This window comes from Kordia sp. E (assembly GCF_056033805.1).
The window spans coordinates 306,320-325,950 of record NZ_JBRASR010000002.1; the positions used below are offsets into that span (position 1 = coordinate 306,320).

At 32.5% G+C, this 19,631-nt stretch carries 18 protein-coding genes; 9 read left to right on the forward strand and 9 right to left on the reverse strand.

Translation table 11 applies throughout. From position 1 onward, the window contains the following. The 6 genes from ACUUYC_RS04260 (at position 1) to ACUUYC_RS04285 (ending at position 7,041) form a co-directional block, all read left to right on the forward strand. The gene (locus ACUUYC_RS04260) at positions 1 to 1,854 is read left to right on the forward strand and encodes a 4Fe-4S binding protein (protein ID WP_474264171.1); all 1,854 of its coding nucleotides are present in this window, start codon (positions 1 to 3) and stop codon (positions 1,852 to 1,854) included. 128 nt (positions 1,855 to 1,982) lie between these two features. Next, on the forward strand, positions 1,983 to 2,459 hold the full coding sequence (locus tag ACUUYC_RS04265) for a toxin-antitoxin system YwqK family antitoxin (RefSeq protein WP_474264173.1): 477 nt from the start codon (positions 1,983 to 1,985) through the stop codon (positions 2,457 to 2,459). A 175-nt stretch (positions 2,460 to 2,634) separates the two neighbouring features. Continuing rightward, on the forward strand, positions 2,635 to 3,321 hold the full coding sequence (locus ACUUYC_RS04270) for a glycosyltransferase family 2 protein (RefSeq protein WP_474264175.1): 687 nt from the start codon (positions 2,635 to 2,637) through the stop codon (positions 3,319 to 3,321). Then, on the forward strand, positions 3,322 to 4,827 hold the full coding sequence (locus tag ACUUYC_RS04275; RefSeq protein WP_474264177.1) for a cellulose synthase family protein: 1,506 nt from the start codon (positions 3,322 to 3,324) through the stop codon (positions 4,825 to 4,827). It abuts the gene before it with no gap. Continuing rightward, positions 4,824 to 6,227: an MptA/MptB family glycosyltransferase gene (locus ACUUYC_RS04280; RefSeq protein WP_474264179.1), complete on the forward strand. Its 1,404-nt coding sequence runs from the start codon at positions 4,824 to 4,826 to the stop codon at positions 6,225 to 6,227. Before ACUUYC_RS04275 ends, ACUUYC_RS04280 begins: the two co-directional genes overlap by 4 nt. An 88-nt stretch (positions 6,228 to 6,315) precedes the next feature. Beyond that, positions 6,316 to 7,041 carry a hypothetical protein gene (locus ACUUYC_RS04285; protein WP_474264181.1) on the forward strand — a complete coding sequence of 242 codons (726 nt, stop codon included), beginning with the start codon at positions 6,316 to 6,318 and terminating at the stop codon, positions 7,039 to 7,041. A 200-nt stretch (positions 7,042 to 7,241) separates the two neighbouring features. Here the strand turns inward: ACUUYC_RS04285 and ACUUYC_RS04290 are convergent, their stop codons facing one another. The 3 genes from ACUUYC_RS04290 to ACUUYC_RS04300 all read right to left on the reverse strand — a co-directional run bounded on the left by ACUUYC_RS04290 (position 7,242) and on the right by ACUUYC_RS04300 (position 10,070). Next, the gene (locus ACUUYC_RS04290; protein WP_474264183.1) at positions 7,242 to 7,907 is read right to left on the reverse strand and encodes a response regulator; all 666 of its coding nucleotides are present in this window, start codon (positions 7,905 to 7,907) and stop codon (positions 7,242 to 7,244) included. Between the two features lie 6 nt (positions 7,908 to 7,913). Beyond that, complete coding sequence (locus tag ACUUYC_RS04295; RefSeq protein ID WP_474264185.1) at positions 7,914 to 9,743, reverse strand: sensor histidine kinase; 1,830 nt, start codon at positions 9,741 to 9,743, stop codon at positions 7,914 to 7,916. A 156-nt stretch (positions 9,744 to 9,899) separates the two neighbouring features. Beyond that, positions 9,900 to 10,070 (reverse strand): hypothetical protein, encoded by a 171-nt coding sequence (locus ACUUYC_RS04300; protein WP_474264187.1) that lies wholly within the window; start codon positions 10,068 to 10,070, stop codon positions 9,900 to 9,902. 387 nt (positions 10,071 to 10,457) lie between these two features. On the opposite strand from ACUUYC_RS04300, the gene ACUUYC_RS04305 reads away from it, so the two are divergent. Next, a complete protein-coding gene (locus ACUUYC_RS04305) occupies positions 10,458 to 11,225 on the forward strand; it encodes a hypothetical protein (RefSeq protein ID WP_474264189.1) in 768 nt (255 codons plus the stop codon). A 36-nt stretch (positions 11,226 to 11,261) separates the two neighbouring features. On the opposite strand, the gene ACUUYC_RS04310 is transcribed toward ACUUYC_RS04305, so the two are convergent. From ACUUYC_RS04310 to ACUUYC_RS04335, 6 genes are all read right to left on the reverse strand, one after another. After that, complete coding sequence (locus tag ACUUYC_RS04310) at positions 11,262 to 12,176, reverse strand: pseudouridine synthase (RefSeq protein WP_474264191.1); 915 nt, start codon at positions 12,174 to 12,176, stop codon at positions 11,262 to 11,264. A 120-nt stretch (positions 12,177 to 12,296) separates the two neighbouring features. Continuing rightward, positions 12,297 to 13,253 carry a carbon-nitrogen hydrolase family protein gene (locus ACUUYC_RS04315; protein WP_474264193.1) on the reverse strand — a complete coding sequence of 319 codons (957 nt, stop codon included), beginning with the start codon at positions 13,251 to 13,253 and terminating at the stop codon, positions 12,297 to 12,299. 91 nt (positions 13,254 to 13,344) lie between these two features. Further along, the gene (locus ACUUYC_RS04320) at positions 13,345 to 14,259 is read right to left on the reverse strand and encodes a geranylgeranylglycerol-phosphate geranylgeranyltransferase (RefSeq protein ID WP_474264195.1); all 915 of its coding nucleotides are present in this window, start codon (positions 14,257 to 14,259) and stop codon (positions 13,345 to 13,347) included. A 13-nt stretch (positions 14,260 to 14,272) separates the two neighbouring features. Then, positions 14,273 to 15,202 (reverse strand): mevalonate kinase family protein, encoded by a 930-nt coding sequence (locus tag ACUUYC_RS04325; protein ID WP_474264197.1) that lies wholly within the window; start codon positions 15,200 to 15,202, stop codon positions 14,273 to 14,275. A gap of 35 nt (positions 15,203 to 15,237) precedes the next feature. Then, complete coding sequence (locus ACUUYC_RS04330) at positions 15,238 to 16,320, reverse strand: diphosphomevalonate decarboxylase (RefSeq protein WP_474264199.1); 1,083 nt, start codon at positions 16,318 to 16,320, stop codon at positions 15,238 to 15,240. Positions 16,321 to 16,655: 335 nt separating this feature from the next. Continuing rightward, positions 16,656 to 17,867 (reverse strand): BaiN/RdsA family NAD(P)/FAD-dependent oxidoreductase, encoded by a 1,212-nt coding sequence (locus ACUUYC_RS04335; protein ID WP_474264201.1) that lies wholly within the window; start codon positions 17,865 to 17,867, stop codon positions 16,656 to 16,658. A gap of 188 nt (positions 17,868 to 18,055) precedes the next feature. Between ACUUYC_RS04335 and ACUUYC_RS04340 the strand changes: the two genes are divergently transcribed. Both ACUUYC_RS04340 and ACUUYC_RS04345 read left to right on the forward strand, forming a co-directional pair. Beyond that, positions 18,056 to 18,913 (forward strand): hypothetical protein, encoded by an 858-nt coding sequence (locus ACUUYC_RS04340; RefSeq protein ID WP_474264203.1) that lies wholly within the window; start codon positions 18,056 to 18,058, stop codon positions 18,911 to 18,913. Positions 18,914 to 18,989: 76 nt separating this feature from the next. After that, complete coding sequence (locus ACUUYC_RS04345; protein WP_474264205.1) at positions 18,990 to 19,622, forward strand: glycoside hydrolase family 25 protein; 633 nt, start codon at positions 18,990 to 18,992, stop codon at positions 19,620 to 19,622. Positions 19,623 to 19,631: the final 9 nt, after the last annotated feature.

Genomic DNA, 19,631 nt, shown 5'->3' on the forward strand with positions numbered 1-19,631 from the left:
ATGAAATTCATACGAATTGCAGGACTCTATATATTTATTGCTTCGGTGTTGTTATTTATTGCAACGCTTTTTATGGGGAATTATACCTTATCCGAAACTTCTATTCAACAATCTTTTAGTGGAAAAGATGCAAGAGTAACTGAAACTTTTACCGCTGTTGCAAAAGAAAATGGCGTTTTAGACAAAACTTACAATAGTCAATTTTCTTTTATGAACGATGTAAAAGGACTATTTGACAAGCACAATAAAAGTGTTTCTAATGCTGTTGCAGAAGAAACAGGAATCTCAACTGCTGAAACTGATAAAATTGTAGCAGCAGCTTCGCAAGGCGGAAAAGTAACGTATACAAAAGAGCTTTTACAAAAAAACTTATCGGAAGCAAAAGTCAACTTATTAGATGGTGCCACAGGTTGGATGTACAGCCCTGGAAAAACATATGATTCGGTTGATGCTTTCAAAAATGATTTAAACAATAAAATCTCAGAAATCAATCGCAGTCAAGCTGGAGCATTTTTATTATACGATAACAAATATTCACGTTTTGACATTACTGAACGTGCAGCAACAGGAATTATAGCTGATAATAAAGGACTCTTTTTATTCTTAACCTTCGGATTGGGAATTCTAGGTTCGTTGATGTTTATCATTACTGGATTGTTCTTAAAGCCAATTCCAGGAATTAAAAACAACGGAATTTATTTACACAATGCAACCAATCGTGGTTGGGTTGGAATTGCTGTCTTCGGATTCTTAGTAGCATTTTATGTATTGCTATACTTTCATCCGTACATTATTGCCAATTGGACCAATATTGTCGATCCACTGAAAAGTATGTTTATTAAAAACGGTTCGGCTTCACAATGGTTTTTATACGGAATCTTATATTGTGTATCCATGATTGTAATGGGAATTCGTATGTTCATTAAATATCGTCACAATCAATATCAAGTTGTTAGAACAGCAAGTGTATTATTCTTTCAAATCATATTTGCCTTTTTATTAGTAGAGATTTTACCATTATTTGATTTACCTGGTGTTGATTTAAAAAATGCATGGCCATTGGATTATAATTTCTTGACCGATTGGAATGTATCAAATTATTTAAATGCTGGACATTTAGGAAAGTTCATGTTCTTTTGGGGATTCATACTTTCTATTGTTGTAGTACCAACTTTAGTATATTTCTACGGAAAGCGTTGGTATTGTTCATGGGTTTGTGGTTGTGGTGGATTGGCTGAAACACTTGGAGATCCGTATCGTCAATTATCTGACAAACGCTTGATTGCTTGGAAAATAGAGCGTTGGATGATTTATCCAATCTTAATTTTTGCAATTATCATGACTATTGTTGTTGGTGATAACACGTATCATATTATTGCAGCGCCAGAACTTGCAAACGATCATACTTTTTTAGGTATCAACGCTTATAAAATTAATGAATGGTACGGGTTTTTCATAGGATCTATTTTTGCAGGTGTTATTGGAACAGGATTTTATCCAATTCTTGGGAATAGAACTTGGTGTCGTTTTGGTTGTCCATTAGCTGCATACATGGGAATTGTACAACGTTTTAAGTCTAAGTTTAGAATTACGACTAATGGAGGACAATGTATTTCATGTGGAAACTGTTCTACCTATTGTGAACAAGGAATTGACGTTAGAGCATATGCGCAAAAAGGACAAAATATTGTACGTTCATCATGTGTAGGTTGCGGAGTTTGTAGTGCCGTTTGCCCAAGAGGTGTTTTAAAATTAGAAAACGGAAGCGACGATGGAGCAACACGTCACGAAATTCCTGAAGTAATTTTAGGAAACGATGTCAATTTATTTGAAATGTTAGAAGAGAATAAATAAGTCATGAGATATTAGTATTGAGAATTGAGTTAAGATTGTCATTCCAACGTAGGCAGGAATCTATTATGATTCAATATGGATTCCGCAACTAATGCGGAATGACAAAATAATAAACACAAAAAGAAAAAATGAAGTATCTATTTATCATTATTTGTTTCAGTGTCACATTCAGCGTAAGCGCACAAAAAGAATATCAAAAAACATATTATGATAGTGGTCAGCTCAAAGAAGAAGGCTGGATAAAGAATGATGTAAAAACAAAATATTGGAAATTTTACCATCCAAATGGTGTTGTTCAAAAAGAAGGTCGCTTCAAAAATGGGAAACCAACGAAATATTGGTACTTTTATCGCGAAAATAAAACCAAAGAGAAAGAAGGTCATTATATAAAAGGCGTAAAAAGTAAATGGTGGCTTTTTTATGATATAAATGAAAAGGTAAATCATAAATGCCAACTAAAAAATAATCAAAAAAATGGTTATTGTTTACGCTATAAAGATGAAGAACTTGTACGTGCCGAAAAGTATAAAAACGGCAAAAAAATTGGCGAATGGACCGATTTAAAAAGCTTTAAAAAAGAAAATAGCATTTGGGATTTACAGTAAAAATCAAAAGATCATTTTTTGTCATTCCACACTTGTTGCGGAATCCATTATAAAGTAAAAGCTAATTAAAAATTAAATTATAGATTCCTGTCCAAGTTTATCTTGAGCATAGTCGAAAGGCAGGAATGACAATACAAAAAGCCAAAGGCAATAGCCAAAAGCTAAATAAAAATATATGATTATAAAAGTCATCATTCCTGCATATAATGAAGAGGATTCTATTGCGAATGTTATTCAGGAAATCCCCAAAACTGTAACCGAAGTTATTGTCGTAAGCAATAATTCCACAGATCAGACAGAAGTAAACGCAAAAGCGGCTGGCGCAACGGTTTTAAAAGAACCTAGAAAAGGATACGGCTATGCGTGCTTGAAAGGAATGGAATACATTGCTAATCAAGAAGAAAAACCTAATATTTTAGTATTTTTGGACGGTGATTATTCAGATTACCCAGAAGAATTAACAAAAATAGTTGCTCCAATTATAAAGGATGATATTGATTTTGTGATTGGTTCAAGAGTAAAATCATTACGTGAAGATGGTTCTATGACGCCGCAACAAATATTTGGAAATTGGTTGGCAACATTTTTAATGAAGTTATTCTTTGGTGCAAAATTCACAGACTTAGGACCTTTTAGAGCCGTCAAATATGATAAGCTTCTAAAACTGAATATGGAAGACAAAACCTATGGTTGGACCGTAGAAATGCAGCTCAAAGCATTGAAACAGAAACTATCGTATGTAGAAGTTCCTGTAAAATATAAAAAGAGAATTGGTGTCTCAAAAGTTTCAGGAACCGTAAAAGGTTCTATATTTGCGGGCGTAAAAATTTTAGGTTGGATTTTTAAATATAGTTTTAAATAAATGGGATTTGATGCAGAATTTTATAAACTAGCGTTGTCTTTCTTTGTAATGGCAATATATTCTATTGCGCTTATACTTATTTTAATGTATAGCTTGGCGCAATTGAACTTATTGATCAATTATCTAAAAGCAAAGAAGAAAAAAGACACATGTTCAAAGTTTGATTTAAACAATCCAAACGAAGTTCCGTATGTAACAATTCAGCTTCCTGTATACAATGAATTGTATGTAATGGAGCGTTTGTTAGATAATATTGCGGAAATTGATTATCCAAAAGATAGACTTGAAATTCAGGTATTGGATGACTCTACAGATGAATCTGTCGCTTCTACAGCAGCACAAATTAAAGAATTAAAAAAACAAGGTTTAGACATTTCACACATTCGTCGTGAAGATAGAACAGGTTTTAAAGCTGGTGCGCTAAAAGAAGGTTTGATTGATGCAAAAGGTGATTTTATTGCCATATTTGACGCAGATTTCTTGCCGAAAAAAGATTGGCTCAAACAAACAATTCCATATTTCAAGAATGAAGAAATCGGCGTTGTGCAAACACGCTGGGGACATATTAACCGCGATTATTCATTGTTAACTAAGATTCAGGCATTCGCGCTTGACGCACATTTTACACTAGAACAAGTTGGACGAAATTCTAAAGGACATTTTATCAACTTTAATGGAACTGCCGGAATTTGGCGTAAAACGTGTATTATAGATGCCGGAAACTGGGAAGGTGATACACTAACCGAAGATTTAGATTTAAGCTACCGTGCACAGTTAAAAAACTGGAAATTCAAATACTTAGAAGATGTAGAAACGCCTGCCGAATTACCTGTAGTTATTAGTGCTGCACGTTCGCAACAATTCCGTTGGAATAAAGGTGGCGCGGAGAATTTCAGAAAAATGTTTAAGCGTGTTATTTTCTCTAAAAACATATCATTCAAAACAAAAATTCACGGAATATTACACTTACTAAACAGTACCATGTTTTTAAATGTTTTGATTGTCGGAATCTTAAGTATTCCAATGTTATACATCAAAAACACATACGGACATTTAGAAATTTACTTTACAATTTCGAGTTTCTTTATCATCAGTACCATCATATTTTTTGTGTGTTTTTGGTTTCCGTTCAAACGTGTACAAGGTGGCGGATTCATGAATTTTATAGATTATATAAAGATGTTTTTTACGTTTTTTTCTGTCGCAATGGGATTTTCAGTACACAACTCAGTTGCCGTTATGGAAGGACATTTAGGGAAACGAAGTGAGTTTGTGCGTACGCCAAAATTCAACATCAAAAACTTGAAAGATTCTTGGAAGAATAATAAATATATCAAAAAGAAAATTTCAGCAAATACTATCATTGAAGCCATTTTAATGGTGTATTTCTTATTTGGAATGTATAGCGCATATCCGTTAAATGACTTCGGATTATTTCCGTTTCACTTAATGTTATTCTTAGGTTTCGCTTTTGTATTTTTTAATTCAATTCGATCTAAAGTGTGATCGCTTCCATCGGGAAATATCATAAATTCTCTATCATACTTGTGCTTATTAGTGCCTTTGTATATTACTACATTGGCTATCCATTAGTACGAACTGATGTTACACTTTTGATTTCATTGTATGGAATTGCTTTCCTAAGTTTTTTTGGTTTAATCAAATTAGAAAAGAATAATTTTTATATCCTTACGGGAATTGCCATCGTTTTCCGATTGGTTTTTTTGGGAAGCATTCCAAATTTATCACAAGACTTTTACCGCTTCATTTGGGATGGAAGAATGCTTATAGAAGGCTGGAACCCGTATTTATATTTACCAAATGATTTAATGACTGCTGGAACTGCTCCAATTGCAGAAGCGCAAGAATTGTTTAATGGAATGGGCAATTTAAGTGCGTCACATTACACAAATTATCCACCAATAAATCAGTTGTGTTTTGCTATTGCAGGATTATTTTCAGGAAACAGTATTCTAGGTTCAGTAGTTATCTTACGAGTTTTGATCATTCTAGCTGATTTGGGAACGTTATATTTTGGAAAAAAACTACTTGAAAATTTAGGTTTACCTATCAAAAATATTTGGCTCTACATTTTAAATCCATTTATCATTATGGAGCTTACAGGAAATCTACATTTTGAAGGTGTTATGATTTTCTTTTTCGTTTGGAGTTTATATTTATTACACAAAGGATATTGGAAATGGGCAGCTGTATTACTCGCTTTCTCTGTTTCTGTAAAATTGATTCCATTGATTTTTCTGCCAATCTTTTTTCAATGGTTTACAAAACATAAAGCTTCCGAACTTTCTAAAAATACGTTTCCAACAATTTGGAAAGGCGTTTTAAAACTGATTGCTTTTTACGGAATTGTTCTTGGTACAATTGCACTTTTGTTTTTACCATTTATATCAAATCAATTCATTGAAAACTATAAAGCAACTGTCGGATTGTGGTTTCAAAATTTTGAATTCAACGCAAGTATATATTACATCGCACGCTGGATTGGTTATAAAATTATTGGTTGGAATATGATTGCTACTATTGGTAAAATTACACCAATAATTGTGTTAGTTTTTGTAACAGGAATTAGTTTTTTCAGAAATAATAAAGATTTTAAAAAAACAATTGCAGCCTTACTTTTTGGGCTTTCATTTTACTTTTTCACTACAACAACCATGCATCCTTGGTATTTGGCTACATTGCTTATTTTAAGTGTGTTTACTAACTATCGATTTACCGTTGTTTGGTCATTTATGATCATTCTTAGTTATACGGCGTATCGCAATGAAGGATATGCTGAAAACTTAGGTTTTGTAGCGTTGGAATATAGTATTGTATATGGCTTTTTGATTTATGAATTGTACAATCAATATAAAAACAAGTTGCATTTTAAGACTTCTGTGTAATCTCGTTTGATCACTTTCTTCGATCAGTAGCCGAAAAATCTCATTTTTTTTCAGTATTTTTAAGTTCAAAACCAATACATTAACTACTATGAAAAAATTACGCATGTTACCTGTCGCACTTTTATTTTTATACAGTGCATCATTATTTGCTCAAATGAGTGGCGCTCCAAGAGAGTTTGAAAGTACTTCACAAGTGTATGACGCACTTATGAAATTTATTAATACAAAACAAAAAGATCCTTACGAAATAGACTGGGAAAATGTAAAAGGAAGCCCATATTTATACGAACAATATAAAGTTGGGACGTTTTTTGTTGGTGATAAATCGTTTGGAAATGTTTTGATGCGATTAAATACGTATACGGATGAAGTTGAGTTGTTACCTGAAGATGACACAAAGGAAACAGAAGCGTTAATGAAAGTTACCAATTCAAAAGTTATATTTGAAAATAAAACATTAAAAGTATATACATACAACGACGAAGATGGATACGAAAAAGAAGGTTATTTCTTAGTCTTAAGCGATCAAAAAAATGCTTCTTTATTACTTCGAAAAAAATGTGTGTTTTCTCCAAATGAAAAGGCATTAACTGCTAATCAAGCAAATAGAGCTGCAAAATTCTCACAATATGATCGTTATTATATTGTGAAAGATGGAAATAAACCTGTGCAGGTTGACCCTAAGAAGAAATCAGTTTTAAAGTTATTTCCAGAGAAAGCAGACGAAATTAAAAAGTATATCAAATCGGAAAAGTTGAAACTAAAAAGAAATGAAGACTTTGCGAAATTAATCACATATGTTGCTTCTATTTAAATAGCATACAACTCAATATAAAAATCCACTACGTAAAATCATTAGATGAAAGTAGTGGATTTTTTATGTCAAAACATTCCTCCATTTTATTGGAGTGAAAAACATATAAAGCACTTTATTGTAGTAAAATGGATTCTATTATGGATAAAATTGTGGTACACTACAAATGCAATTATTGCTTGGAGAAATGCTCTGTTTTTCTATATCAAACCTAAATCTTTTGCATTTGCTATTAAGTGAACAGCATTGTGTGCTTTGAAATAAATTTTAAGCTTACTCAGTCGTTTTTCTATAGAACTTAAGCTATTGGGAGAAATACTTCTTCCTTTTAAGTCTTCAGCAATTTCATCTTGATTCAATCCTTTGGATAGTAATTTTAGCAAACCAATGTCATAATCATCAATTTCCATATCTTTTTTGTTGCTGAGTGCCATTTTCACTTCTGGTGACAAATGTGTTTTACCACCCGAAACTACTTTGATGGCTTTAATGAGCTCTCTCAAACTTTTTCGACCTTTGCATACATACGCATCAATTTTATGATTATTAAAAAGTCTACGTACTTGTTGCAACTTATCTTCTACAGAATACACAATTACTTTTAGATCGGGTTGATCACTTTTTAATTTAGCGAGCAATTCTTCTCCAGAGTTCAACTTTTGTTCTCTGTGATCTTTTTTAAATGATAAATCTGTAATTAACAGCTCATAAGGCACATTATCCTTGCGTGCTTTTCTGGCTTTTAAATCTGCATCATCACAATATTGAGCTTGATCTATTATGGCAATTTCCAACTCGGAAAGTGCTGTCAAGACACCTGCGTTGATGTCATCCATATCTTCTGCAATTAATACTTTTTGAAACATAGGCTATCATACTGGAACGTTAATACTGAACTTACAACCTTTCTGAAGTTCTGTATCAAAAGTAAGCGATCCATCAATTGCGTGAATACGGTTTTCCGCATTTTGGAGTCCGTTTTTTGAAATTTCCTCAGAAAATCCTTTCCCGTTATCGATATATTGGATGAATAATTTTTTATTGGCTTTTTCTATGGAAACCACTACCAATACTGCATTGCTATGCTTTTTCATATTGGTTAATAATTCTTGTAATACACGATATACTGTCGTTTTTACGTGAGAAGAAATATCTTTCCAAATTTCTATTTCATAACGTTTTAATAAAACATTCACATCATCAGATTGGTAACTTCGGAGTAAATTATTGAGTTCGTCTGCAAATCCTTTTCCAGTATCTACATTTTGAATTTGCTTAGAAATATCGCGCGCATTGTTATAAATAGAATCTAATTTATCCAACACCATTTCCCTGTTTGGCTTAGAAGTTTCAAGTTGCGTCATCAATTTATATACATCATTGGCAAGTTCGTCATGTACTTTTGAAGAAATCCGTGCTTCTGTAGTATGCACCGTTTTTACTTTTTCAATCCTATGACTGCGTTTTATTTTTTGGTAGATGAAATAAACAGTAATTGATAAAATTATAAGTACTAGTGCTAATATTAATGTAGTTACTCTATTTCGTGCAGCAGTTCTACTTGCTAATAATTCTTTCCGTTCAGCTTCAATTCTCTTCTTTTCTGATAAATCAAAATCAAACTTATTATTATTATACAAAAAATTCAATCCTCTTTGTTTTGCTTCAAGATCTTGCTTCACTTCAAAAAAATCATTCTTAAAGCCAAGGCTTACAAAATCTTGTGTTTGGAATTTCATTTCCATTGCTTCATAAATTGATGATAAATTGTCTAACTTTTTTGCCTTTAGGATTGCTTCATCAATATATTCTAATGAAATACGTTGATCTTTTTTGCTGTATAAATCAGCCAATTTTTGATTTATACCTAACTGTAATGATATATTACCTTTTTGTTTAACAGTATGAAGTGCTTTTTTTAATAATGAATCTGAGACTAAATTAAAACCATTTTTCAACAAAATAGCATTCGCCATATTTCCTTCAATACGAGCTATTTCAATACTATTTTTTTCTTCTTCCAATAGCGCTTGGTAGATACCTATAGCTTCACCATATTTTTCCTGTGCAGTTAAAATATTAGCATGAGTGTTTTTGTAAACATTAATGTCACTTGCAGAGGGATTCTTTTTATAAGTAGAATCTAAAGCTATCGTTAATGCTTTTCTATTTTTTTCCAAAGCCTTTTCATATTCTCCATTCTCTTTTAATATAACCGAAATAATATGGTTCAATGAACTCTTTGTTATTCCATCACTTGAAGATTCATGATAACCTAATCCTTCTTGAGCTGCATCCAAACTTGTATTAAAATTTCCTACTTTTTTTTGTAAATAGGCGATATCTAACAATACACTTCCTGCTCTCAAAGTGTCTTTAATTTTTAAAAATATATCTTTTGATTTTGAGTAATTGATTTGAGAACTATCTAATTCTTTAATTCTTCTAAATGCCTTTCCTTTTTTCCGAAGTGCTATACCCATACTTGTACTATCCTTCAACTTTTTAGAAATCGCATACCATTTTTCTATGTATAGAAATACAGAGTCATATTTTTCTTGTTGTTGGTATAAATGATTTAAGTTGGAATATGAAAATTGTATAGAAACAGAATCTTTAAGCCTTATCGCTTCTTGTAATGCAACACGTCGATACATTTTTGACGTTTCGTACTCTCTCTCTTTTAGGCAAATTGCTGCCATATTTTCGTTTTCAGTGATCAACGGAGAGTATATTATTTTTTTCGCCTTTTCAGTTTCACAAGAAATTATTAACATAGCTGCTAATAAAATCAAAAAGAAGGATGTCACCGATAGTAGTTTCATCCTTCAAAAATAGTAAAAATATAATTACAATTATTATCCATTCCCTTTTGTAGGTGGATCACCATCATCAGAAACTTCTCCGTCATCACCTTCCGTGGCTTGTTGTTCATATTGTATCTCATCCTCGGCTAAAGAGTTAGGTGTACAAGAAAATATTGCTCCATTGAGGAAAACCGTAAGTATTATTAAGCTGAATTTTTTCATTTTGTTATTATTAAAAATTGGACATACGTGTTGCTGTCCGAGGAATACTCAGATGTTCATTTTCAGCAACACAGTGAAATAGAAAAGGCGCCGTTTTCTTGTGTTTTGGGAAGTGTAGAGACAAGTGCAAATAATTTGACTACTTCCAGGAGCCGTCCTATTGCTTCTTATCTCAAGAATAAACCGAGCATTAAATGCAAGAGATCAAATTGATTTAAACCTCAGTTTGAGAAATGTTACTGAAGCAAATTAACTGCGGAATTGTGGAAATGAATGGAAGGTTTAAGGAAGAGTGTGGGAAAGTTTAGGGAAAGTTATTTCCCTTGATTTTTCTTATGCGATTCTAAGTAACGCTTTGTTGTAAAAGGAAACCTAAAACTAAAAGTAATGCATAAACAATTAGTATTAAGTGCTTTTAAAAAAGCCAAAGAAGATGCCAAAGCAGCGACAGGAGTAAACATGTCTATTACTGCATTGTCCAAAAAAATTTCCGATTATATGTTGGAAGAATGCCGTTTTCAATATCATGAAAAAAGCTTACGAAATAAGTATAATTTAGCATCAAAAGAAGATGAAGCTTTAGAACTAAAAAGCGCTGTAGCCAATTGCCTCTGTTGCTATTTGGATTATAAAAATTATGAAGAGTTTGTGATAAAAAATGGTGTGAAGAAAGAAACGTTTTCAATTACAGAACATAAGATTGATAGTCCTGTAAAAACTTCTAAAAGAATAAAAAGTGAGTCAACGTCGTCTATTGGAGAGAAATTAAAGATTGTGATTCATAAGAATAAAGTAACATTGATTTTCTGTTCTTTATTCTTTTTACTGTCCGTTAGTTTGTATACAATTGACCGGCAACGCTGGATGATTTGGAATGATGATCATTATGTTGAAGTATCTTTTGATGTTGAGCAATATGATATATCTAGTTTGAAGTTATATAAACATGAGCGGATAAAAGATTTTAAGAAAGTAAAACCCGATTGTAGTTATGCTTTTTTTAAACCTGATGGAAGTGAAAATTTATGGTATCAGAAATCAACTGATAGAGAACTACAATTTTTCACTTCTTTTGGATTACATCCAGAAACTGGAAAAACATTGAAGAAGATTACGCCTTATATGATTAGAAAATATATTTGCGAATCGTATTAAAACAAAAAAACCTCCCAAGATTGAGAGGCTTTATTTTTATAAGTTTTTTAAATTTATGACTTCCTGAGCAGTTAGATGTCGCCATTGACTTCGTGGTAAATCTTTCTTTGTTAATCCTGCAAAAACGACTCTATCCAAACGAACAACACTATATGATAAGTGTTCAAATATCGCTTTTACCAAACCATTACTTCCAGTACTTACTTTGATCCCAACTTCGCGTTTTGAAGCTCCTTGAATCCAAGAAATTTCATCAATTTCATGTCTATCTCCTCGAATGTTTACACCATCTTTGATTTTATTGAAATCAGTTTGGGTCACATTTTTGTCCAATTCTACATGGTAGATTTTACGAACTTTTTGATGTGGATCCGTTAATTTTCTAGCTAATTGACCATCATTAGTAAATAATAATAATCCTGTTGATTGACGTTCCAGACGACCTACAGGAACAATTCTAGATTTTGTAGCAGTCGCCACTAAATCCATCACCGTTTTGCGATCTTTCTCGTCTTTTGTAGTTACTAAGAAACCTTTTGGTTTGTTTAGTAAAACGTATTCTGTCTTTTCAGGAGAAATAACTCTTCCATCAAAACGAACTTCATCACTTAGCTGAACTTTATAGCCCATTTCTGCGACTACTTTTCCATTAACAGTGACACTTCCAACAGAAATATGCATATCTGCTTCACGACGTGAACAAATACCTGAATTTGCAATATATTTATTTAAACGAATCTCATTTGGATTGCTTGGAGATTTAGGTTTTGATGCTGCTCTTTTTCTATAAACTGGCTTTTTTCCATCAAAAGGCTTCTTCCCTTCAACAGCTTGTTTTTCACCAGAAGGTTTTTTTCCTTCAGAAGATTTTTTCTTATTGAAAGGCTTTTTTCCTCCATGATCTTTACCGCCTGACTTCACTTTGCTCTTTCCGTGTCGTTCTTTTGCCATTGTACTAAATGCTATAAATTTTGCGCAAAGATACTTTTTAATTTATCATAAACGAATCTTGAATCAATTATTCGTTTTCATCTTTTGAAACAAATAACGTATTCATAATCAAACAATAAACTAATCTTGAATCTTAATGGTACTTTGACGTTCTCTGTTTACAGTTAATTGCGTTACGTCTGGACGCGAATAATGTCCGACAGCATCAAAGTTCTGCCGTTCTTCTAAAACTTTATTAAAATCGAGCGTAGCGATAATTAAACCTTCTTTGTGTAGTACTGGCGGAATTAACCATTCGCCATCTGGACTTGCAATACACGATCCACCATTAGCTATTTCATTAGGAGTATTGTTTAAGATTTCTTCCACATGTGGAATATCGGAAGGAATATCATTTTTGTTCATCAAACTAGAAACAGAAATAACATATGAACGTGATTCGCGTGCAATGAATCGTGTAATATCTTTTGTATTGACTTCACTTCCTGGCCAAACTGCAATGTGCAAATTTTCGCCCATTCCGTATAAAGCTGCTCTTGGCAATGGCATCCAATTTTCCCAACAATTGAGCCCACCAACTGTAAAGTCTTTTAACGGATGAACTTTTAAACCATTTCCATCACCACTTGCCCACGTTAACCGTTCTTCATAGGTTGGCATTAACTTTCTGTGCATCGATTCAATACTACCTTCTTGATTTATATATGCTAATGAACAGTAAATACTATGTCCGCCTCTATCAGCTGCGCGTTCCATTAAACCCAAATAAATAGCAATATTGTGTTGTTTTGCTAAATTGCAAACTTCATCTAAATCACCTTTTTCAACCTGAATTGAGTTTTGCACATAATGTGAATGAATTTCTTTTTGTGTAATAGAATTAAATGCAGCACCATTTGTATTGGCAACCCAAAACGGATATCCTGGTAATAACGCTTCTCCGAAAACAATAAGTTCACAATTCTCCTGGCTTGCATCAAGAATTTGTCGTTTTATTTTTTCTAGTGTTTTCGATTTATCTAACCAAACAGGAGATATTTGCGCCAAAGCGACTTTTAATTCATGTGAAGATGACATAGCTTTATTTTTGTTACAAATTACCAATTTTCAAGAAGAAAAACATACTTCTAAATCGCTTTAACAATTTTGAATCGTTTGTAAACTTTTATCACAAAACCGTCGTAATTTTATTCAGAATGGCATCAATGTTTAATAATGGAATGCTAAAAACACCAGCGACAATGATAAATTTTAGAATGTTATGAAGTAACAAATATTGTGGTTTTGAAGTAGCTCTATACAATATTACAACAGAGAAGATTAGTAAAATGATACTTCCACAAAAGTAAAATTTCATGTAACCAGTATCGTATTGAGAAATTAAAAAAATTGTAACTAAAATAGCAATCGTAGCAAAAAGCGTAATAAATCCTTTGGATACTTTTTCACCATAAATGATTGGAATGGTTTTATAATCTTGTGCTAAATCACCCTTGATGTTTTCTAAGTCTTTAATGAATTCACGGATTAGAATGAGCAAGAATAGAAATGCGGCATGTACAAAAATGACACTGTTTAAATTTCTATAGTAGATAAATACCGCAAAAAAGGGTGTAATCGCTAACATGGCTGAAGTCAGATTTCCTAAAAATGGAATCTTTTTCATTTTATGCGAATAGAACCAGATTCCGAAAATGTATGCTGAAAAAAAGATGACAGCATTTATTGACACAAAACTTGCAATACCAACAGAGATAAAGTTTAACGTAAAATATACTGCAATTTTTGTACGCTGACTCACCAAACGATCTAACATTGACTTTTTGGGTCTATTGATTAAATCTTTCTCGGCATCGTAAAAGTTATTAATAATATATCCAGCAGCGATTGCTACAGCAGATGCCAAAATTAACCCAAATAAATGTCCGTCACAAACAACTTCCATAAAGCTTGTTTTTGGCGCTAGTATAAACTTAGCTGCCAAATATTGTGCTATTACGATAATGAGAATATTATAGCCTCTTACAACAGAAAACAAGCTGAAGAGTTTGTAATAAAATAGCTTGTGTTTTCTAGATAACATGTGTGCCCAAACTTTAGAAGTTATAGACTACTTCAAGTTTGTAATCTTTTAATGTTTCTTTTGTCTTATTAATATTTTGAGTGAATCCAAGAATGTATCCACCTCCACCAGAACCACACAGTTTTAAGTAGTAATCATTTGTTTCAATTCCTTGTTTCCAAAGTGAATGAAATTGTTGTGGAATCATTGGTTTGAAGTTATTAAAAACAACTTTTGATAATGATTTTAAGTTCCCAAATAATGATTTCACATCTCCATTTAAGAAATCTTCCACACACGAATCTGTATGTTTAATGAACTGATCTTTTAGCATTTTACGGAAACCTTCTTGCTTCATGTTTTCCATAAAAATGTTTACCATTGGAGCCGTTTCTCCAATAATTCCGCTATCTAATAAAAATACAGCACCATTTCCAGCTTCATTCTGCGAAGGAATTCCTGTTGGTTCAATATTATCTTTTGAATTGATTAAGATTGGTAAACTTAAATAACTATTTAATGGATCTAAACCAGAACTTTTTCCATGAAAAAATGATTCCATTGCACCAAAAATCGCTTTTAGTTTTAACAACTTTTCTCGCGTTAAGTTTTCTAAAACTGTAATTTTATCAAATGCATATTTATCATAGATAGAAGCAACTAACGCTCCTGAACTTCCAACTCCATAGCCCTGTGGAATTGAAGAATCAAAGTACATTCCTTTTGCTAAATCACTTTTTAACAATGCTGTATCAAACTTTACTAAAGTGTCTTCTAAAGCATCTAAATGATCTGCAAATTTTACTAAACTTTCGTTTGAATGTATAGCTTCTTGTGAAGGATTTTCGTCAATTTTCAATGCTCCTTTGTAAAAATTATAAGGAATAGATAATCCTTTAGAATCTTTGATGATTCCATATTCTCCAAAGAGTAAAATCTTAGAATAGAAAAGAGGTCCTTTCATTATTACTTATTTTGAGGCTGTTTATTACTGTAAAATTACGCTTTTTTTGCTCCAAAACCTATTCTGTCACAAATGTGATGTCCATTTTGGCAAAATTTTACCAGTTCTTTTTGAATGAACGGATATATTTTATCTTTTTCATTTTCAGGATATAATATGTGAACATTTGCGCCTGCATCTAACGTAAAACAAATATGCGTTCCAGATTCTTGACGGAATTTCCATATACGATTGATGATTTCCAACGTGTTTGGCTTCATTAAAATAAAATATGGCATCGAAGTCATCATCATTGCATGAAGCGTTAAAGCTTCACTTTCAACGATAGCAATGAATTCATCCAAATCGCCATCAGCTAAAACCGATTGTATTTTCGTTAAATTTTCATGTGCTTGCGCGAAACGTTGCTCAGCAAACGGATGATTGTGCATTAAATTATGTCCAACCGTGCTACTCACTTGCTTTTCTCCTTTATCAACAAGTAAAATAGTGTCATGAAAATTTTTGAAAACTTCGTGTACTTTATAAGGATATTTTATAGCATACAAATCGTTACTTCCAACAGTATCTTCATGATTTCCCCAAACGATTAAATCACCTTCTATGCTTCTACTTGCACTTCCAGAACCCAAACGTGCTAAAAACGATGCTTTTGTATTAAACTCTTCATCGTTCATTGTTGGATTTAACTCTCTTTCCAAACTCATTAAGCATAATGCTAATGCGCTCATTCCTGAGGCTGAAGAAGCAATTCCACTACTGTGTGGAAATGAATTTGAAGTTTCAATTGTAAAATCATATGCTTTTAAAAATGGAAGATACTTTTCAATTCTGTTGAGAAATGTATTGATTTTTGGTTTGAAATCGTCCTTTTGTTTTCCTTCAAAATATAACTCAAAAGAGAAATCATCGTTTGCATTTTCACGTTTTTCATAGGTCAATGTGGTCGTTGTTGCACACGCATCAAGTGTAAAACTGATTGAAGGATTTTGTGGAATTTGATCCTCTTTTTTGCCCCAATATTTTATGAGTGCAATATTACTTGGTGATTTCCAAGTGACGCTTCCGTTGTCAATATTTTCCGTATAATTCTTCGGTAGAAATGTAGTTATTTCCATGGACGATTTTAAAATTTAGGCAAAGATACAATTCTTAGTAGATTTGTTTAGACTTCTTGAATTTTTAGATTGTTAGAATTGAAACTTAGTTTGTTTGTGGCACGCGTTACAAACGCGCACTAGCAAATAATTATATTAGTTGACGTCATTCTGAACTTGATTCAGAATCTCACACAAATTGATACATGCTCTTATACGAAGCTGAATCAAGTTTAGCTTGACGAAAAATTTTGAAAATTGAATTCTGAGTTTTGAAGTATTTCTCGATACAAATTTGCAAAGAAAATTCACTCGAAATGACGTTTTGAGGAACTTATGAGCGAAGTGATCCTAACCTATAACTCAATACTATTTGCTATGATATAACTTCCTGTCCAAGCATTTTGAAAGTTAAATCCGCCAGTAATGGCATCAATATTAAGAATTTCACCAGCAAAGTATAGATTTTTTTGCTTGCGACTTTCAAAAGTTTTGAAGTTGACTTCTTTAAGATCAATTCCGCCAGCCGTGACAAATTCTTCTTTAAAGGTACTTTTTCCTTTTACGTTGAAAATTGCTTCTGTGAGTTGACTCGCCAATTGTTCGGTTTGTTGCTTGTTTAGATCTGCCCAACGCGTATCTTCTTTAATTCCAGAAGCATTGATGATTCGATGCCACAAACGTTTTGGCAATTCAAATGGATTGTTTTTTTGAACTGTTTTTTTCGCCAATTCTATTTTATATTCTTTGATACTTGCCAAACAATCTTCTTTTGAAACATCATCTAACCAATTGACTTCTATTTGAAAGTTATAGTTTTTGTCTGCCAATATTCGTGCGCCCCAAGCTGAAAGTTTTAAGATTCCAGGTCCGCTCATTCCCCAATGTGTTATGAGTAATGGTCCATTAGATTCTAGTTTTGTATCTACAACTTTTATACTTGCTTGTGTAGCAATTCCAAGTAAATCTTTAATTCTTGGATCTTTGATATTAAAGGTAAATAATGATGGAACTGCAGGAATTATTGAATGTCCAAGTGTTTCGAGTTCCTTCCACATTTTCGGATTGCTTCCAGTGGTGAATACAATATTTGTTGCTTCTAATAGTCCTTGACTTGTTTCCACTTGCCACAAATCGTTCACTTTTGACACTTTTTGTACTGCATGGTTTTTTCTAAAATCCACTTTGTACATTTGCGCTTGACGCAAAAAACAATCAATAATCGTTTGCGAAGAATTCGTTACTGGAAATATTCTTCCATCGTCTTCTATTTTGAGTTCTACGCCGCGTTCTTCAAACCAACCCATTGTATCTCCACAACAGAATTGGTGAAAAGGTCCCAACAATTCTTTTTCGCCTCTTGGATAGTAGTTTACTAATTCTTTCGGATCAAAACACGCATGCGTTACATTGCAACGTCCGCCACCAGATATACGAACTTTGGTTAAAAATTCTTTTCCTCTTTCGAGAATGACCACAGATGTTGAAGGATGTTTTTCTGCAATGTTTATTGCTGTGAAAAATCCGGCTGCGCCACCGCCAATGATAAGTACGTCTATAGGTTGCATGAGTATGTTTTGAAGCTGCAAATGTACTATTAAAAAGAGTAAAGACAATAGAATCAAGAGACAAGACTTTTTAATTTAAAATTTAGCATTTGACATTTCTAATTTCAAAAATCCTAAAGTATTCATAATACATAATCAAAATTTTATGTTCCGTAATGAAAGTTCTATTTTTACAGAAATACCTATATATGCTATTCAAATTTCTGAAACGATTTTCATTGATACTGCTTTTTACAAATTGTGCTGTAAATTATGGCCAATTGAACTATGCTGGAAAATTATCAAGTGACTTAAAAGAAGTTTCTGGGATGGAAAGTATTCCTGATTCTGATGAGTTTTGGATGATTAATGATAGTGGAAATAAGCCGAGAGTTTATATCGTAAATACCAAAGGAAAGACTCAAAAAACACTTTATATAGAAGCAAAGAATAGAGATTGGGAAGATTTAACCCTAGACAAAGAAGGCAATTTATATATTGGTGATTTTGGAAATAACGCCAACGATCGAAAGCATTTAAAAATCTATAAGCTTTACGCGAACGATTTGAATCATGGGAAAAGCATTGTTCCAGTTAAGATTGAGTTTTCTTTTCCAAATCAAAAGAAGTTTCCGCCAAAGAAGAAAGACAAACATTTTGATGTAGAATCATTTTTCCATCATAATGGATTTTTATACCTATTTACAAAAAGTCGCACAAAGAAAGATTATGGTAGAACTGATTTGTATAAAATTCCGGCTGTAGCAGGAAAACACAAAGCTCAATTTATCAATACTTTCAATACCTGTAGTGATATGAATTGCTGGGTAACTTCTGCTGATATCAGTCCTAATGGAAAGAAAGTTGTATTGTTATCACATGAAACAATTTGGCAGTTTACTGATTTTAAAGGCGATGATTTTTTTAGCGGCAAGCTGACAAAATTCGATTTAGATCATACATCTCAAAAGGAAGGAATTTGTTTTAAAGACAATACTACTGTTTATATTACAGATGAACGAGCGCATGGAAATGGTGGAAATTTATACGTATTTACACTTGATTAATCGTCGTTTTTTTGCAGCAGATTAATTTTTCTGTAACTTGATTGTTATTCTAACTAATTAATCAAAATTTACTACCATGTCTACACAAGCCAAAGGAATTGACATTTCTTATAATCAAGGAAATTTAATTGATTCTATTGATACTACTAACACCGATTTATCATTTGTGATTTGCAAAGCCACAGGAGGAATTACCATTCAAGATCCTGATTTTGCACATAATTGGGAAACAATTCCTCAGAAAGGTTTTATCAGAGGAACGTACCACTTTTATTACACCAACGATGCGCCACAATCACAAGCAGATAACTTTTTTAATGTTGTGGGAGATAGTTTTCCTTCTGATGCATTACCACCTGTTGTCGATTTTGAAAATGGAAGTATTAAAACAAGTGATCATGCGCAAATAATTACTGATTTACTAGATTTTCTTGATTTGATAGAACAAAAATACGGTCGTACTCCTATTATTTACACCAATCAAAGTACTGGCGATAGTTACTTAAATGATGCTCGATTTGCTAAATATCCTCTTTGGGTTGCGAGTTATGCTTCATCTCCAAAAATTCCTAGCACATGGACAGACTGGACTTTATGGCAATATAGCGAGAGCGGAAATATTAACGGAACTGCTGTTGATGAAGATTATTTTAATGGTGATGTGAACGATATGAAACAATTTATTAGACAAAGTATGGTTTCTAGTTAAAAAAAGATC

Coding starts and splice junctions, on each gene's coding strand:
- ACUUYC_RS04260 (WP_474264171.1), top strand. CDS start 1: ATGAAATTCATACGAATTGCAGGACTCTATATATTTATTGCTTCGGTG.
- ACUUYC_RS04265 (WP_474264173.1), top strand. CDS start 1,983: ATGAAGTATCTATTTATCATTATTTGTTTCAGTGTCACATTCAGCGTA.
- ACUUYC_RS04270 (WP_474264175.1), top strand. CDS start 2,635: ATGATTATAAAAGTCATCATTCCTGCATATAATGAAGAGGATTCTATT.
- ACUUYC_RS04275 (WP_474264177.1), top strand. CDS start 3,322: ATGGGATTTGATGCAGAATTTTATAAACTAGCGTTGTCTTTCTTTGTA.
- ACUUYC_RS04285 (WP_474264181.1), top strand. CDS start 6,316: ATGAAAAAATTACGCATGTTACCTGTCGCACTTTTATTTTTATACAGT.
- ACUUYC_RS04290 (WP_474264183.1), bottom strand. CDS start 7,907: ATGTTTCAAAAAGTATTAATTGCAGAAGATATGGATGACATCAACGCA.
- ACUUYC_RS04295 (WP_474264185.1), bottom strand. CDS start 9,743: ATGGCAGCAATTTGCCTAAAAGAGAGAGAGTACGAAACGTCAAAAATG.
- ACUUYC_RS04300 (WP_474264187.1), bottom strand. CDS start 10,070: ATGAAAAAATTCAGCTTAATAATACTTACGGTTTTCCTCAATGGAGCA.
- ACUUYC_RS04305 (WP_474264189.1), top strand. CDS start 10,458: ATGCATAAACAATTAGTATTAAGTGCTTTTAAAAAAGCCAAAGAAGAT.
- ACUUYC_RS04310 (WP_474264191.1), bottom strand. CDS start 12,176: ATGGCAAAAGAACGACACGGAAAGAGCAAAGTGAAGTCAGGCGGTAAA.
- ACUUYC_RS04315 (WP_474264193.1), bottom strand. CDS start 13,253: ATGTCATCTTCACATGAATTAAAAGTCGCTTTGGCGCAAATATCTCCT.
- ACUUYC_RS04320 (WP_474264195.1), bottom strand. CDS start 14,259: ATGTTATCTAGAAAACACAAGCTATTTTATTACAAACTCTTCAGCTTG.
- ACUUYC_RS04325 (WP_474264197.1), bottom strand. CDS start 15,202: ATGAAAGGACCTCTTTTCTATTCTAAGATTTTACTCTTTGGAGAATAT.
- ACUUYC_RS04330 (WP_474264199.1), bottom strand. CDS start 16,320: ATGGAAATAACTACATTTCTACCGAAGAATTATACGGAAAATATTGAC.
- ACUUYC_RS04335 (WP_474264201.1), bottom strand. CDS start 17,867: ATGCAACCTATAGACGTACTTATCATTGGCGGTGGCGCAGCCGGATTT.
- ACUUYC_RS04340 (WP_474264203.1), top strand. CDS start 18,056: ATGCTATTCAAATTTCTGAAACGATTTTCATTGATACTGCTTTTTACA.
- ACUUYC_RS04345 (WP_474264205.1), top strand. CDS start 18,990: ATGTCTACACAAGCCAAAGGAATTGACATTTCTTATAATCAAGGAAAT.